Source organism: Streptomyces sp. SID13666 (genome assembly GCF_010548325.1).
GTDB lineage: Bacteria > Actinomycetota > Actinomycetes > Streptomycetales > Streptomycetaceae > Actinacidiphila > Actinacidiphila fildesensis.
The window spans coordinates 134,460-150,472 of the sequence record NZ_JAAGLX010000004.1 but is presented as its reverse complement, the minus strand read 5'-3'; the positions used below and the strand labels follow the sequence as shown (position 1 = coordinate 150,472).

13 protein-coding genes are annotated in these 16,013 nt (G+C 72.4%); 6 read left to right on the top strand and 7 right to left on the bottom strand.

From position 1 onward, the window contains the following. Positions 1–37 precede the first annotated feature (37 nt). Complete coding sequence (locus tag G3I60_RS09655) at positions 38–1,570, top strand: PLP-dependent aminotransferase family protein (RefSeq protein ID WP_239069671.1); 1,533 nt, start codon at positions 38–40, stop codon at positions 1,568–1,570. Between the two features lie 35 nt (positions 1,571–1,605). On the opposite strand, the gene G3I60_RS09650 is transcribed toward G3I60_RS09655, so the two are convergent. Together G3I60_RS09650 and G3I60_RS09645 are read right to left on the bottom strand one after the other, a co-directional pair. After that, positions 1,606–2,106 (bottom strand): methylated-DNA--[protein]-cysteine S-methyltransferase, encoded by a 501-nt coding sequence (locus G3I60_RS09650; protein WP_138354728.1) that lies wholly within the window; start codon positions 2,104–2,106, stop codon positions 1,606–1,608. Beyond that, complete coding sequence (locus G3I60_RS09645) at positions 2,106–3,587, bottom strand: AlkA N-terminal domain-containing protein (RefSeq protein WP_138354727.1); 1,482 nt, start codon at positions 3,585–3,587, stop codon at positions 2,106–2,108. Before G3I60_RS09645 ends, G3I60_RS09650 begins: the two co-directional genes overlap by 1 nt. A gap of 152 nt (positions 3,588–3,739) precedes the next feature. Here G3I60_RS09645 and G3I60_RS09640 point away from each other — a divergent pair, with 152 nt between their 5' ends. Continuing rightward, the gene (locus G3I60_RS09640; RefSeq protein WP_138354726.1) at positions 3,740–4,576 is read left to right on the top strand and encodes an isocitrate lyase/phosphoenolpyruvate mutase family protein; all 837 of its coding nucleotides are present in this window, start codon (positions 3,740–3,742) and stop codon (positions 4,574–4,576) included. Positions 4,577–4,702: 126 nt separating this feature from the next. Here the strand turns inward: G3I60_RS09640 and G3I60_RS09635 are convergent, their stop codons facing one another. The 4 genes from G3I60_RS09635 to G3I60_RS09620 form a co-directional block, all read right to left on the bottom strand. Beyond that, positions 4,703–5,140, bottom strand: a complete 438-nt coding sequence (locus G3I60_RS09635; RefSeq protein ID WP_138354725.1) for a (4Fe-4S)-binding protein — start codon at positions 5,138–5,140, stop codon at positions 4,703–4,705. Further along, entirely contained in the window at positions 5,137–5,403 is a 267-nt protein-coding gene (locus G3I60_RS09630) for a DUF2630 family protein (RefSeq protein ID WP_138354724.1), read from the bottom strand. The genes G3I60_RS09635 and G3I60_RS09630 overlap by 4 nt, the downstream gene beginning before the upstream one ends. 98 nt (positions 5,404–5,501) lie before the next feature. Further along, complete coding sequence (locus tag G3I60_RS09625) at positions 5,502–7,550, bottom strand: MDR family MFS transporter (RefSeq protein WP_164294396.1); 2,049 nt, start codon at positions 7,548–7,550, stop codon at positions 5,502–5,504. Positions 7,551–7,676: 126 nt separating this feature from the next. After that, positions 7,677–8,441 (bottom strand): MerR family transcriptional regulator, encoded by a 765-nt coding sequence (locus tag G3I60_RS09620; protein WP_164294449.1) that lies wholly within the window; start codon positions 8,439–8,441, stop codon positions 7,677–7,679. 253 nt (positions 8,442–8,694) lie between these two features. On the opposite strand from G3I60_RS09620, the gene G3I60_RS09615 reads away from it, so the two are divergent. The 4 genes from G3I60_RS09615 (at position 8,695) to G3I60_RS09600 (ending at position 12,351) form a co-directional block, all read left to right on the top strand. After that, positions 8,695–10,203 (top strand): NAD(P)/FAD-dependent oxidoreductase, encoded by a 1,509-nt coding sequence (locus G3I60_RS09615; RefSeq protein WP_164294397.1) that lies wholly within the window; start codon positions 8,695–8,697, stop codon positions 10,201–10,203. Beyond that, on the top strand, positions 10,200–11,162 hold the full coding sequence (locus tag G3I60_RS09610; RefSeq protein ID WP_164294398.1) for an alpha/beta fold hydrolase: 963 nt from the start codon (positions 10,200–10,202) through the stop codon (positions 11,160–11,162). Before G3I60_RS09615 ends, G3I60_RS09610 begins: the two co-directional genes overlap by 4 nt. After that, the gene (locus G3I60_RS09605; RefSeq protein WP_138354720.1) at positions 11,159–12,055 is read left to right on the top strand and encodes an SDR family oxidoreductase; all 897 of its coding nucleotides are present in this window, start codon (positions 11,159–11,161) and stop codon (positions 12,053–12,055) included. The genes G3I60_RS09610 and G3I60_RS09605 overlap by 4 nt, the downstream gene beginning before the upstream one ends. 104 nt (positions 12,056–12,159) lie before the next feature. Next, positions 12,160–12,351 (top strand): hypothetical protein, encoded by a 192-nt coding sequence (locus G3I60_RS09600; RefSeq protein ID WP_164294399.1) that lies wholly within the window; start codon positions 12,160–12,162, stop codon positions 12,349–12,351. A 101-nt stretch (positions 12,352–12,452) separates the two neighbouring features. Here G3I60_RS09600 and G3I60_RS09595 read toward each other — a convergent pair whose 3' ends face one another. After that, a complete protein-coding gene (locus G3I60_RS09595; protein WP_164294400.1) occupies positions 12,453–15,905 on the bottom strand; it encodes a S41 family peptidase in 3,453 nt (1,150 codons plus the stop codon). Positions 15,906–16,013 lie beyond the last annotated feature (108 nt).

The window sequence follows — 16,013 nt, the reverse complement described above, 5'->3', positions numbered from 1 at the left end:
TTGGCCTGCGGGGCAGGGCCATTCGCGGGAGATTGGCATGGCAGACATGGGGACCGTCCAGAGTGCGGGCACACCGCAGGCGCCGGCGCCGGGCTCGCCCACGAACGCGCCCTCCGGCATACCGCTGGGCAGCAGGCAGTTGGCCGCGCTGCTCCCCGATCTGACGGGTCCCGCGGCCGGGGACCGGCCCGTGTACCGGGGCCTGGCGCAGGCGATCCGCGCCCTCGTCCTGGACGGACGCATCTCGCTGCGCGTCAAACTGCCAGCGGAACGCGAGCTCGCGACGACCCTCGGGCTGAGCCGCGCCACCGTGACCGCCGCCTACGACCTGCTGCGCGAGAGCGGCTACGCCCAGAGCCGGCGCGGGTCCGGGACCTGGACGGTGCTTCCGGAAGGCCACCGACACACCGGACTCGACCGGCTCTCCCGGCCGGAGAGCGCGATCGACCTCTCCAACGCCGTCGGCGGACTGCCCTCGGACGTGCTGACCGACGCGCTCGCCGAGATCGCGCCGCTCCTGGCGCAGCACGCGAACACCCCCGGATACCACCCCTACGGCCTGCCGGAGCTGCGCGCCGCCGTCGCCGACCGGTACACCCGCCGCGGACTGAGGACGCGGCCGGACCAGATCCTCATCACCTCCGGCGCCCTCCAGGCGCTGGGGCTGGCCGTCGGGATGCTCTGCGGTCCCGGCGACCGGGTGCTGGTGGAGAACCCCACCTACACCAACGCCCTCGACTCCATCCGCCGCGCGCGGCTGCGTACCGTGCCCGTCGCCGTCTCGGACGACGGCTGGGACATGGAGATCATCGAGGCGACCCTGCGCCAGGCGGTGCCGCGCCTCGCCTACATGATCCCGGACTTCCACAACCCGACCGGCAATCTCATGCCGCCCGCACAGCGGGCCGAACTGATCCGCGCCACCCAGCGGTCGTCGACGTGGCTCGTCGCCGACGAGACCATCACCGACCTCGCGATCGACGTGCCGCCGCCCGCGCCGTTCGCCTCCCACGCGGCACGCGGCGGCGCCGATCACGTCATCACCATCGGCTCGATGAGCAAGAGCCACTGGGGCGGGCTGCGGATCGGCTGGCTGCGTGCCACCCCGCGTCTCGTGACGGAACTCGCCGGCCTCCGGGTGTCGATGGACATGGCGGGTTCGGTGATCGACCAGCTCGTCGCGCTGCCGCTGCTGCGCCGCATGGACGAACTCGTCGCGGCCCGCGTCGCCGAGGCGCGCGACCGGCGTGGCGCGCTGGTCGCCGCACTCGTCCGCGACATCCCCGAGTGGAGCTGGCGGCTCCCGCCGGGCGGCCTGTCCCTGTGGGTGGACCTCGGCGAGCCGGTCGCCACGGCGCTGGCGGAACGGGCCGCCGGGTACGGGGTGCGGATCGAGGGCGGATCACGCTTCGGCGCGGAGCCGGGGACGTTCGAGCACCGGCTGCGGCTGCCGTTCACGCTGCCGGGCGGCACGCTGGACGAGGCCGTCCAGCGGGTCGCGCTGGCGATGGACGACGCGGCGGGCCGGCCGCTGGCGTCGGCGGTGAGCCGCCCGCACTGGATGGCCTGACCGGCCCCGCCGCCCGAGTCGGCGGGCGTCCGGGGTCAGAACAGCGCCGTCGGCTCGTGGGTGCCGTTCTCGAAGGCGAGGAGGTAGCGCTTGCGGTCGAGGCCGCCCCCGTAGCCGGTCAGGGAGCCGTCGGCGCCGACGACGCGGTGGCAGGGGACGATGATGCCGATCGGGTTCTTGCCGTTGGCGAGCCCGACCGCGCGGGAGGCGCCGGCGTTGCCGAGGAGGTCGGCGAGCTGCCCGTAGGAGCGGGTCTCGCCGTACGGGATGTCCCGCAGGGCGGACCAGACGCGCTGCTGGAACGGGGTGCCCAGCAGCGTCAAGGGGACGTCGAAGTCGGTCAGCTCCCCGGCGAAGTAGGCGGTGAGCTGCTCCTCGACGGCGCCGAAGGCGGAGTCGTCGCGGTCGCCGAAGGTCTCCTCGGCGGGGAGGTGCCGCTGCTGCGTCATGTACAGGCCGCAGAGGGTTCCGTCGAGGGCGACGAGGGTCAGCGGGCCGCAGGGGGAATCGGTCACGGTGTGGGTGCGGGTGGACATCACGCGGCTCCGTTCACGGGGAAGGTGTTGATGGCGTGGTCGCCGGTCGCCCACAGGTACTGGACGGCGTAGGCGCGCCACGGCGCCCAGGCGGCGGCATGGCGGGTGAGGGCGGCGGGGGTGGTGGGCAGTCCCAACTCCTTCGCGGCGAAGCGGATTCCGAGGTCGCTCGCCAGGAACGCGTCCGGGTCGCCGAGCGCGCGCATCGCGATCGACTCGACGGTCCACGGGCCGAACCCCGGCAGCGCGGAGAGCTGCGCGCGGGCGCGCTGCCAGTCGCTGCCGACGTCGAGGTCGAGTTCGCCACCGGCCAGGGCGGTGACCAGTGTGGTGAGGGTGGTGCGGCGGGTCCGCGGCATGGCGAGCGCCGCCGGGTCGAGGGCGGCCAGCGCCGCCGGGTCGGGGAACAGATGGGTCAGCCCGCCCGCCGGATCCTCGACGGGCTCGCCGTACGCCGTCACCAGCCGTCCGGCGTGCGTCCGCGCGGCGGCCGTCGAGATCTGCTGGCCGAGCACCGCGCGCACCGCGAACTCCGGCCCGTCCGCGACCCTCGGCACCCGGCGGCCCGGTGCCTTGGCGACCAGCGGTGCCAGCACCGGGTCCTTGCCCAGCTGCGCGTCGACCGCGACCGGGTCCGCGTCGAGGTCCAGCGTCCACCGGCAGCGGCTGATGGCGTGCGCCAGATCGCGCAGGTCCGTCAGGCGCAGCCGGCACGCGATGTGATCGGGCTGCGGGCGCAGGCTGACGATGCCGGGGCCGTGCGGCAGCCGCAGGGTGCGGCGGTACGCGCCGTCGCGCCACTCCTCGACGCCAGGCACCGCCGTCGCCGCCAGATGTCCGAAGAGGTTGTCCGGGCACAGCGGGGCCCGGAAGGGCAGCCGCAGCGACAGTTCGCCGGGTGTGGCGGCCGGGCGGCCCTTGGCGACGCGGGCGCGCAGTTCGGTGGGGGAGAGGGCGAAGACCTCGCGAACGGTGTCGTTGAAGGTGCGGATGCTGGAGAAGCCCGCCGCGAAGGCGGATTCCCCCATCGGCAGCGTCGTCGTCTCTATCAGCAGCCGGGCGGTCTGCGCGCGCTGTGCCCGCGCCAACGCCAGTGGCCCCGCGCCGAGTTCGGCGAGCAGCTGCCGCTCCACCTGCCGCGTGCTGTAGCCGAGCCGGGCGGCGAGCCCCGGGACGCCGTCCCGGTCGACGACGCCGTCCGCGATCAGCCGCATGGCCCGGGCCACGAGGTCCGCCCGCTCGTTCCACTGCGGCGAACCCGGGCTCGCGTCCGGCCGGCAGCGCTTGCAGGCCCGGAAGCCGGCCTGTTGCGCGGCCGCCGCGCTCGGGTAGAAGCTCATGTTCCTGACCTTGGGCGGCACCACGGGGCAGCTGGGCCGGCAGTAGATCCTGGTCGTCAGCACCGCGGTGAAGAACCATCCGTCGAACCGGGCGTCCTTCGACTGCACGGCTCGTACGCAGCGCTCGAAGTCGGTGTGCATGGCTCAAGCATCGCCCCGGGTCACGGCACCGGTCTAGCGAGAATCCGACATGTAGCTCGCGGGTAGCCCGGCCTCCGCACCGCGACGTGGATGTCGACGTCGATGTCGCAGAACTGCCGGACGATGTCACAGGGCGGTGATGGACTGTCCCCATGACTACGTCGAACCTCCGTGACAAGGCCCAGCTCCTCCACTCCCTGCACACCGCCGACCGGCCGCTCGCCCTCGCCAACGCCTGGGACGTCGCCAGCGCGCGGATCATCGAGGAGGCGGGGGCGGCAGCCGTCGCCACCACCAGCTGCGGCGTCGCCTGGAGCCTCGGCTACGCCGACGGTGACCGGCTGCCCCGCGAGCTGGCGCTCGCGCTCATCGGCCGGGTCGCGGCAGGGGTCGGCGTGCCGGTGTCCGCCGATATCGAGAGCGGTTTCGCGGACGACGCGGCCGGTGTCGCCGAGACCGTGCGCGGGGTGCTCGCCGCCGGGGCGGCCGGCATCAACATCGAGGACGCGCTCGTGAACGGGCCCGAGCCGCTGCGCACCCTCGCGGAGCAGGTGGAACGGATCGCCGCCGCCCGCAAGGCCGCGGACGAGGCGGGCGTCCCGCTCTTCATCAACGCGCGCACCGATGTCTACCTCGGTGCCGTCGGCGCGCCGGAGTCGCGGCTCGGGGTGGCGCTCGACCGTGCCGCCGCCTTCATCGAGGCGGGCGCGGACGGGATCTTCGTCCCCGGGGTGACCGATCTCGCGGTCGTCGCCGAACTGGCGAAGGGCATCGCCGCCCCGCTCAACATCCTCACAGGACCGGGCGGCCCGTCCGTCGCCGAACTCGGCGGCGCCGGAGCGGCGCGCGTCAGCATCGGCGGCCGGATGGCTGAGGCCGCGTACGGCGTGGTGCGGCAGGAGGCACGTGAGTTCCTGACGGACGGCACCTGCACCCCGGTGGTGGAGGGGCCCGGATACGGCGAGATGCAGGCGTTGTTCACGTCCTGAATCCTGGCCGGACAGGCCCTCGGGCCCGTGCGGAACGGCCCGTGCGGAACGGCCCGTGCGGAACGGCCCGTGCGGAACGGCCCGTGCGGAACGGACCGTGCAGAACGGACCGTGCGGAACGGACCGTCAGCCGGTCGCCGTTCCGCAGGGGCCGGTGCGGTCGCAGTACGGCGCGTGGCCCGTGGCGCCGCAGCCGCACAGGACGGCGCGGGTCTCGGTCCTGGCCTCGCCGTCCGTATGGATGACGAGGTCGCCGCGGATGGTGATGCCGCCGGAGGAGGAGCGGCTGATCTCGGTCGGGTGGGTCGGCTCCTCAGGGTGCCCGCCGTCGAGCCGGTACTGCAGCGCGCCCGAGGGGCAGCGCCGGATGACCTGCGCGACGAGATCGGCGGGAGCGCGGTCGGGCCGGATCCACGGGCGCTTGGCGGTGTCGAAGACCTCGGGGAGGCCGCGCACGCACTCACCGGAGTGCAGACAGCGGCCGGCCTCGAAGGTGACCGTGATGCCGTCCCCCGGATAGGCCTTCGCCCCCTCGGGAATCGGCACTTCGGCGCTTCCCGTCATGAGGTGTAGCCCTCCACGGTGATTTCCGACCGGACGGTGGCCTGGCCCGGGTCCTCGCCGGCCTCGCCCTTGGCGCGGCGCTGGCGCAGCAGGTCCCAGCACTGGTCGAGCTCGCGTTCCAGGGCGCCGAGCCTGGCCTGTTCGGTGGCCACGTCGATACTGCCGTCGGTCAGCTGCTCACGCAGGGCCTTCTCGTCCGCGACCATGGCCTTGATCCTGGAGAGGATCGCCTGTTCTGCCTTGGTGTCGTCGGGCTGGTCCATGGGGTGCCTCCTCAATGCGGCGATGCGGTGATCGGGCGGTGCGGTCATCAGGCGGTGCGGTGCTGCCGTGCCTGCGGCTCTTTCTCCACCTTCGCAGTTCACAGCGCGGTGCGCTCGAGATGCGCCTCCTCCTCGTCCAGGAGGCGGCGCGCGATGCCGTCGACGGCCCGGTCGAGGCGCGCCCGGTCGGCCGGATCCGCGACGTCCCAGTCGTCCAGGCGCTCGTCGAGCCAGCGGCGCCACGCTCCGGCGAGGAGGTCGATCTGCGCCCGGCCGGAGTCGGTGATGGCGAGCTGCTCGCCGTCGAAATCGGCGTAGCCGGCCTGGGCGATCCTGGAGAAGGCCGGTTCGAGGACCTCTCCGGGCATCCGGTGGGCCTTGGCGACGGTGCTGAGCCGGGCTCCGCCCTGGAGTCTGCCGCGCCAGTGGATCTGCCCGAGGGCCCAGGCCTGACCGGGGGTGAGGTGGCTGCCCGAGTCGGCGAGGATCCGCAGCGAGACCGGCTCCTCGGCCTTGGCCCGGCGCATCACGCGGGCGATGGAGCGCTCCAGCTGCCGGTCGGCGTCCGCGGAGTTGGGGGCGGCGAAGGCGTCACCCATGTCGGAGGCGCCGGCCCTGGCGCTGTCGCGCAGCGGCACCTCCTTGAGGAACCAGGCGACGACGAAGCCGACGAGGGCGACCGGTACGACCCACTGGAAGACGTAGTTCACGGTGTCGGCGTAGGCGTCGACGATATGGGTGATGCGGTCGGCGGGCAGCGCGTGCAGGGCGGCCGGGCTCTGTACGGCGGCGGGGCTGATGCCGGGCGACTGGGCGAAGGCCTTTTCGAGGTTGGGCCCGAGCTGGTTGCTGTAGAGCGTGCCGAAGATGGCGGTGCCGAAGGCGCTGCCCAGGGTCCGGAAGAATGTGACGCCCGAGGTCGCGGAGCCCAGCTCGTGGTAGGGCACGGTGTTCTGCACGGCGATGGTGAGCACCTGCATGGCCAGCCCGATACCGAGGCCGAGCACGAGCATGTAGAGGGATTCCAGCCAGACGCCGGTGGACGGGCCCATGGTGGACATCAGGTACAGGCCGATGGCCATGACGCCGGTGCCGACGATCGGGAAGATCCGGTACCGGCCGGTGCGGCTGACGACGATGCCGGAGAGCATCGAGGTGCCGAGCAGCCCGACGACCATGGGGAGCGTGCGGACGCCCGACATCGTCGCGGACACCCCGTCCACGTACTGCAGATACGTCGGCAGGTAGGTCAGAGCGCCCAGCATCGCGAAGCCGACGATGAAGCTCAGCACCGAGCAGATCGTGAAGACGGGGCTGCGGAACAGATGCATGGGGAGCATCGGTTCCTTGGCGTGCAGTTCCACGAAGACGAACGCGGTGAGCGCCACGACGGAGCCGACGAAGAGGCCGATGATGGTCGCCGAGCCCCACGCGTACTCATTGCCGCCCCACTCCAGGGCCAGCACGAGACCGGAGGCGCCGAGCGCCACCAACACGATGCCCAGGTAGTCGATGGTGGGGCGGGTGGCGGCCTTGACCGAGGGGATCGTCCGCGCGGCCATCACGAGCATGACGACGGCGACGGGCACGTTGACGTAGAAGCACCAGCGCCAGGAGGCGTGGTCGGTGAAGAGCCCGCCGAGCGTCGGGCCGACCACGGTGGTGACGCCGAAGACCGCACCGAGCGCGCCCTGGTACTTGCCGCGTTCGCGCAGCGGGATGACGTCGGCGATCAGGGCCATCGCGGTCACCATCAGACCGCCGCCGCCGATGCCCTGGATCGCGCGGGCGAGGATCAGCATGCCCATGCCGTTGGCGGCGCCCGCGAGGACGGATCCGCCGACGAAGACGACCGCGCTGAGCTGGAAGACGATCTTTCGGCCGAACAGGTCACCGAACTTGCCGACGAGGACGGTGGAGACGGTTTCGGCCAGGAGGTACGCGGTCACCACCCAGGCCATGTGACCGGCGCCGCCGAGGTCCGCGACGATGGTCGGCAGGGCGGTGGAGACGATGGTCTGGTCGAGTGCCGCCAGCAGCATGCCGAGGACGATCGTCACGAAGACGACGTTGGTCTGGCGGCGGCTGAGCGAGGACGGGCCCGTGGGCGGTCCCGTCGCGGGTCCGGCCTCGGCGAGCGTGGTCATCGGGCCGGTACCTCCTGCGCAGGGGGCGGGTCCCCCTCAGGATTGGACGCGGTGCCGGGTTCCGCCACCGCTGGTACGGCCGCCGGGTCCGCTCTTCGGTCGGAGCGGGGCGGCCGAAAGTGCGGCTTATGGAGCGGGGGTGGCCGGCGGGGTCGGGCCGGGTGCGGCCCCGGGCGCCGCGTGGTCCTGCAGCCAGCTCTCCAGCTCGGTCCTGACGCGCCGGTCCATGGCCAGCGACAGCTCCGCGTCGACCACGTTCTTGGCCAGCGGATGCAGCCGTTCCAGCGCCTCGGCGAGCCGGGTCACCTCGCCCGGCGGCAGGTGGTCGACGGCGGCGGCGTCCACCACGTGCTTGCGGATGAGCACCGTGAACAGATCGGCGAGCGCGTCCACATGGACGCGTACGGCGCGGCCCGTCTCCAGAACGGCGGCCAGCGGGACGCCCTCGCGGACCAGGGCGGCCGACGCGTCGAGCAGCCGGCGGCTGGTGTGGACGACGTTCTCGCCGTCGACGGCGATGTAGCCGATGTCGAGGGCGGTCGTCAGGTTCTCCGGGGTGACGTCCTCGCCGAAGTAGTCGGCGAGGGCCTCGGGGGTGAGCCTGACCGGGGTCTCCTCCGACCAGGGCGTGATCAACGCGCCTTCCAGGCCCAGGAGTTCGGCGACGCCGTCGAGGGTCCGGCCGTTCTCCCACGCGCCGATCAGCTCGGCGATGCCGCCGAGGGTGTGGCCCCGCTCCAGGAGGGCGGCGATCGTGTGCAGCCGGGCGAGATGGGCCTCGTTGTACCAGGCGATACGGCCCTCGCGGCGCGGTGGCGGGATGAGCTTGCGCTCGCGGTAGAAGCGAACGGTGCGCACGGGGATACCGGCCGCCTCGGCCAGTGCCTCCATCCGGTATTCCTGCCCCGGCTTCCGCTCCTCGGGCTGCTCCCTGGTCTCCTGCACGTCCTCGGCCACCTCGTCAGCCTATGCGCTCCCCGGAGCGCGCCGGGGCCGGTGCGCGGGTGCCGGGCGGGTGCGCACACCCCGCCCGGGGTCCGTTTCGTCTTGGGTGGGCCTGACCCCTACCGCCGGTAACCTCAGTGGTCTACCGTACGGATCGTGCCAGTGATTGCTGGCGTGATTGAGGCAGGGAGGCGGCGCCATGGCTGAGCACGTGCGGGTGGCGGTGATCGGATCAGGGTTCGGCGGGCTCGGCGCGGCCGTCCGGCTGCGGCGGGAGGGCATCACGGACTTCGTGATCCTCGAACGCGCCGGCTCGGTCGGCGGGACCTGGCGGGACAACAGCTACCCGGGATGCGCCTGCGACGTTCCCTCCCACCTGTACTCGTTCTCCTTCGCGCCGAACGCGGACTGGCCCCGTACGTTCTCCGGACAGCCGCACATCCGCGCCTATCTGGAGCGGGTCACCGACACCTTCGGGCTGCGGCCGCATCTGCGGTTCGACTCCGAGGTGCTCCAGGCGAGCTGGGACGACGAGGCCAAGCACTGGCACATACGGACCACGCAGGGCGACCTGACGGCCGATGTCGTCGTCTCCGCCACCGGCCCGCTGTCCGACCCCAAGCTGCCGGACATCCCGGGCCTCGACACGTTCCCCGGCGCGGTCTTCCACTCCTCGCGCTGGGACCACGACTTCGACATCAAGGACAAGCGCATCGCGATGGTCGGCACCGGCGCCTCCGCGATCCAGATCGTGCCGTCCATCCAGCCGCAGGTGAAGTCGCTGACCGTGCTGCAGCGCACCCCGCCGTGGGTGATGCCGCGGATGGACCGTGGCATCAACAAGGCCGAGCGGTGGCTGCACGGCACGGTGCCGGGCACCGCGAAGGCGCGGCGCGGACTGCTCTGGCTGATCAGGGAGTTCCAGGTCGGCGCGTTCGTCAAGCGCCCGCAGCTGATGAAGGCGACCGAGCAGATCGCGAAGAACCACATGCGGCGCGCGATCAAGGACCCGGTGATGCGGGCGAAGCTGACGCCGGACTACACCATCGGCTGCAAGCGGATCCTGCTCTCCAACGACTACTATCCGGCGCTCGCCCAGCCCAACACCGAGGTGGTCACCTCGGCGCTCAAGGAGGTGCGCGGCTCGACGATCGTCACGTCGGACGGCACCGAGCGCGAGGTCGACGCGATCGTCTTCGGCACCGGCTTCCATGTGACGGACATGCCGATCGGCGACCGGATCACCGGCGTCGGCGGCCGATCGCTGGCCGAGCACTGGAAGGACGGGATGGCGGCGCTGCGCGGCACCACGATCGACGGCTTCCCGAACCTGCTGCTGATCATCGGCCCCAACACCGGCCTCGGGAACAGCTCGATGATCCTGATGATCGAGTCGTCCATCAACTACGTCGCCGACTACCTGCGCACCCTGGAGCGGACCGGGGCGGCCGCGCTGGACGCCAAGCCGGCGGCGGTCAGGGCGTGGAACGCCGAGATGCAGCGGCGCACCGCCCGGACGGTGTGGAACACCGGCGGCTGCAAGAGCTGGTACCTGGACGCCGAGGGCCGCAACACGACGGCCTGGCCCGGCACGACGGCCGAATTCCGGCGGGCCACCCGCGAACTGAAGCTTGCAGAGTACGACCTGGTGCCGGCGCCCGTGCGCACGGCGGAGCCGGTGGAGCCCGTGGAGGTGCCCGCGTCATGAGCAGGATCACCGCAAAGAGCGCAGCGGCGGCGGACAGCCCGTTCACCCTCCCCGCTCCCCGCCGGGAGCTCGCCGTGAACTCGGCGGACGGCACCCGGATCCACGTCGAGGAGCACGGGCCCGCCGACCGGCCGACCGTCGTCCTGATCCACGGCTGGACCTGTTCCACGATCTTCTGGGCGCCGCTGATCCGGGACCTCGCGGCCGACTTCCGGGTGGTCGCCTACGACCAGCGCGGACACGGCCGCAGTGGCACCCCGCATCGCACCGGCTACAGCACACGGGTACTGGCCGACGATCTGTCGGCGGTGCTGCAGGCCGTCGTTCCCGAGGGGGAACGGGCGGTGCTGGTCGGCCACTCCATGGGCGGGATGACGCTGATGGCCGCCTCCGGCCGCGCCGCCGTCCGCTCCCGCACGGCCGCCACCCTGCTGGCCAGCACCGGCAGCGGACGGCTGCTCGCCGAGACCCAGGTGCTGCCGCAGCGGATCCGCTCCCAGAAGGTCCGGGACCGCTTCCACCGGCTGCTGCTCGGCTCGCGCGCCCCGCTCGGGCCGGTCAGCGGGATGTCGCGCGCCGCGCTCAAGTACGGCGTGATGGCGGCGGGTTCGACCCCGGAACAGGTCGCCGCGACCGCCCGTATCGTGCATGCCTGCGGGACCCGGCCGCGCTCCGCGTGGGGACGGGTGCTGGCGGGACTCGACCTGGACGCGGCGCTCCGCGGGATCACCGCGCCGACCGCTGTCCTGGTCGGCACGGCTGACAAGCTGACCCCGCCGGTGCACGCGCGCGGCATGGCCGCCGCGCTGCCCCACTGCGTCGGTCTGACCGAACTCGAAGGCCTCGGCCATATGACACCCATCGAAGGCACGGCCGCGGTCGCGGGCGTCGTCCGCGGTCTGGTCAGGGACCACCTGCCGGTCCAGGAGAACCTTTCCGTGAAGGAGCAGACGGTATGAGCCAGTCGTTGAACGGACAGGTCGTGGTGGTCACGGGCGCCGCCCGCGGGGTGGGCGAGATGCTCGCGCGCAAGCTCGCCCGCCGCGGTGCCAAGCTGGCGCTGGTCGGCCTGGAGCCGGACCAGCTCAAGCTGGTGGCGGAGGGCCTCGGCGGCGGCGCGGCGCACTGGGTCGCCGATGTCACCGACCTCGAGGCGATGCGGCGGGCCGCCGCCGAGATCCTGGAGCACTTCGGGCGGATCGACGTCGTGGTCGCCAACGCGGGTGTGGCGACCGGTGGTCCGTTCCTGGACTCCGACCCCGTCGCGTTCGAACGGGTCATCAACGTCAACCTGCTGGGCAGTGTCACCACCGCCCGCGCCTTCCTGCCCGCGCTCCTCACCTCGCGCGGCTATCTGCTGCAGATCGCGTCGCTGGCGGCGATCACCCCGGCCCCGATGATGACCGCGTACTGCGCGAGCAAGGCGGGCGTCGAGTCGTTCGCGCACAGCCTGCGCGCCGAGGTCGGCCACAAGGGCGTCAAGGTCGGCGTCGGGTATCTGAGCTGGACCGACACCGACATGGTGCGCGGCGCCGACGAGGACGAGCTCATGCGCCACATGCGCGCCAAGCTGCCCTGGCCGGCGAACCGTACGTATCCGCTGGAGCCGGCCGTCGAGCGGATCGTGGCCGGGATCGAGCGGCGCTCGCCGCATGTGTACGCGCAGTGGTGGCTGCGTGGCATGCAGTCGGTGCGCGGCTATCTGCCGTCGGTCATCGGCGGTGCGCTCGGGCAGCGGGAGATGCGCAGGGCCGAGCCGCGGTTCGCCGCCACGGCGGGCACCCGGCGGGGGCTCGTCGGACGGGGCGGAGAGGCGGACGAGGCAGCGCAGTCATCACGCTCCGTAGGGTGACAAAAGGGTAGCTGACCTGGGTATTTCCTCCCGACATGCGAGGCATGTCCACCCGTGTCAGTCTGGTCGAGGCCCCATCCCCACAAACTCCAGGAGGAGTGATCATGGGCGCTTTCGACCAGTTCAAGGACAAGGCCGGCAACCTCTCGAACAAGGCCAAGGAGGCCATGGGCGAGCAGCAGGACAAGTCCGCCGAGATGGAGGACGAGACCCGCGACAAGGCTGCCGACATGCGCGAAATGGGCCAGGACAAGGCCCGGGACGCGGCCGAGGACGCCCAGGACAACTGGAGTTAGTCCGCCTGCGCGGCGCGAACGGTGAAGGGGCGCACCCGTCAGGGGTGCGCCCCTTCATGTTGTGCCGACTCCTTCTGACCGCTGCCGCGGCGGCGTCCGGATCAGCGCGGTGGCAGCGGCGGGCGGCGGCGGTCCGGGCGCTCGGAGAGGTCCGGCGGGGTGACGGCGGGGTGTTCGGCCAGCAGCGCGAGGGCCGTGTCGACGGCCACGTCCAGTTGGGCGTGCCGCCCCTCCGCCCAGTCCAACGGGGTGCGCAGGGACTCGACATCGGGGTCGACGCCGTAGTTCTCGACGCCCCACCCGTACGCGTCGAACCAGCCCGCGTTCATCGGCACCGTGATCACCGTGCCGTCCCCCAGCTTGTGCCGGCCGGTCATCCCGACCACGCCGCCCCACGTCCGCAGCCCCACCACCGGGCCGAGGCCCAGCAGTTTGAACGCGGCGGTGATCATGTCGCCGTCGGATGAGGTCGCTTCGTCGGCGAGCGCGACGACCGGACCGCGCGGCGCTTGGCTCGCGTACGAGACGGGCTGAGCGTTGCGGGTCAGGTCCCAGCCGAGGATGGTGCGCGTGAGCTTCTCGACGACGAGTTCGCTGATGTGCCCGCCCGCGTTGCCCCGTACGTCCACGATGAGCGCCTCGTAGGCGACCTCCATCCGCAGATCGCGGTTGAACTGCGCCCAGCCGGAGCCGCCCATGTCGGGGATGTGCAGATAGCCGCACCGGCCGCCGCTCAGATTCCGTACGACGGCCCGCCGTTTGGCGACCCAGTCCTGGTAGCGCAGCGGCCGTTCGTCGATCAGCGGGACGACGGCGACCCGGCGCGGATGCCCCTCGCCGGGCGGGGTGAACGTCAGCTCCACGGTCGTGCCGCCCGCGCCCGCGAGCAGCGGATACGGTCCCGCGCACGGGTCGACGGGGCGCCCGTCGATATGGGTGAGCACCGCGCCCTCGCGGATTCCGGTGCCGGCCAGCGGGGAGCGGGCCTTGGAGTCCGAGGACTCACCGGGCAGGATCCGCACCACCGTCCACGTACCGTCCTTGTTGTGCTGGAAGTTGGCGCCGAGCAGCCCGATCGGCCGCTGGTAGTGCGCCGGGCCCTCGTTGCGGCGGGCGGGGCTGACGTACGCGTGCGAGGTGCCCAGTTCGCCGAGGACCTCGCGCAGCAGATCGGCGAACTCGTCGGGGGTGGCGACCCGTTCGACCAGCGGACGGTACTGGTCCAGGATCGCGGGCCAGTCGATGCCGCACATGTCGGGGGCCCAGAAGTAGTCCCGGATGAGCCGGCCGGCCTCGGCGTAGGACTGCTGCCACTCGGAGGGCGGGTCGACCTCGTGCAGGATCCGCCGCATGTCGACATAGACCGTCGAGTCGTCGTCGCCGCGCTCGGTGGCCGGAAGGACGGCCAGATCGCCCTCGTCGAAGACCGCCAGCCGCTTGCCGTCCCCGCTGACCGCGTACCAGTCCATGTGGTGGACCAGCTCGGTCCGCTTGGACTTGCCCAGGTTGAAGTACTCCAGGGTCGGACGCGCGGACGGGTCCGTCGGGTTGGTGAACGTCTCGCCGAGCGCGCCGGAGATCGGCCAGCGCAGCCACACCAGGCCGTCGTGCACCGGCTCCAGCGCCGAGTACTTGGACGCCGGGACCGGGAACGGCGTGACACGGCTCGCCAGCCCCTCCGTCTCGACCACCACCGGACCGTCCCCGCCGCTCTCCGCCGGGTCCAGGCCGCCGCCGATCGGGCGGCCGTCGACGGGCAGCGCGAACGGTGACGGCGTCGCGGAGTTCAGCGGTACGAGGTAGGGGCGGCAGCCGAGCGGGAACGACAGATCGCCGGTGTGCACGTCGTAGACCGGGTCGAAGCCGCGCCACGACAGGAACGCCAGATAGCGGCCGTCGAGGGTGAAGACCGGCTGCTCGTCCTCGAAGCGGCCGTTCGTCACGTCGATGATCGTGCGGTCCGCGAGTCTGGCGATCTTCACCGAGCGCAGCGACCGGCCGATCCCGGGGTGCGACCAGGTCAGCCAGGCCGAGTCGGGGGAGAACGCGAGGTCGCGCACGGGGCCGTTCGTGGACCTGATCAGCTCGGCCACGGTCCCGGACGAGCTGCTCGCGTGGTCGGGGTCGGTCGCGAAGCCGTCTCCGTCGTCCTCGTCGCCGTTTCCGCCCGCATCGCCCCTTTCGCCGGTGGCGACGAGCAGCAGCCGCCCGTCGTTCGCGGCGACGGCGAGGGTACGGCCGTCCGGGGACGAGACCAGTTCCAGTACGCGGCCCAGCTCGCCGACGCCGAGCCGGGGCCCGGTGCCGGTCACGGCGGCGCGGCCGGCGGTGCCGGTGGAGACCGCGGGGGTGTCCAGGGGAGTGGCGGTCTCCCCGGCCTCGTCGTCCTCGTCCAGGGCGTTGCCGTCGTCGTCCTCGTCGAGGCCCTCCAGCGCCGCGCGGACCGCCGGACGGCTGGCCCGGCCCGGCAGATGGGCGATCTCGATGCCGTCCTCGCCCTCCGCGTCCGTGACGAAGGCGATCCGGCCGGTGTCCCCGAGCATCTCGGGCAGCCGGACGCGCGCGCCCGGCTCGTCGGCGATGGTGCGGGCCGGGCCGTCCCGGTGGGTCAGCCAGTACAGGCTGCCGCGGACGCAGACCGCGCTGGCGCGACCGGTCCGGTCGCAGGCCAGGCCGTCCAGGTTGGACGCGGCCGGCACCTGGTAGGGCCGCCGGCCGGCGCGCGGGCCGCCCAGCCGGACGTCCAGCTTGCGGGGCCGGGCGCCGGGGGAGAGGTCGTCGACGATCCACAGCTCGCCCGCGCACTGGTAGACGACCCGCTCCCCGTCGGTCGAGGCGCTGCGGGCGTAGAAGTCCGCGTGGTCGGTATGGCGGCGCAGGTCCGTACCGTCCGGAGCGCACGAGTAGAGATTGCCGACGCCTTCGTGGTCGGAGAGGAAGCAAATACGGTCGCCCACGAACATCGGCGAGTTCAGATGCCCGTCGATCGTCGGCACCAGCCGCTCGCCGTGCAGCCACAGCCGCCCCGTCGCCCCGCCCCGGTACCGCTTCCAGGCGTGCGGCTCGTGCGGCGGGGTGCCGCTCAGCAGCAGCGTGTGGCGCTCCCCGGCGACGTCGCTCACCGCGATGTCCGAGACCGGGCCCCACGGCAGCCGGCCGCCGGGACCGCCGTCGGTCGGCACGCTGTGGGCCCAGGAGAAGTACGAGAACGGCTGGCCGTGCGAGGAGACCGCGAGGACCTGCCCGTCGGGCGTCCAGGAGCACACCCGGGTGTCGAAGCTGCCCCAGTACGTCAGCCGGCGGGCCGGGCCGCCGTCCACCGGGGCGAGGTGGATCTCCGGGTCCAGACTGCGCCACGAGGTGAAGGCGATGGCGGAGCCGTCCGGCGAGAAGCGTGGCGAGCCGACCCTCGTGCGGTCGGCCGTGACCCGCCAGGCCCGGCCGGGAACGCCACCCGGCCGCCCCAGCGGTGCGACCCAGACATCGTCCTCGGCGACGAAGCACAGCAGTTCGCCATGAATATGCGGATACCGGAGATACGCGCCATCGCTCACCTACCCCATGGTTCTGGGCATGGGGGGCGCGGGCAACTCGTACGCGCTCCCGATGCACCAGAACCGCTCTTGCACATCGATTGCAGGTAGCCACTATCATCGAACGGT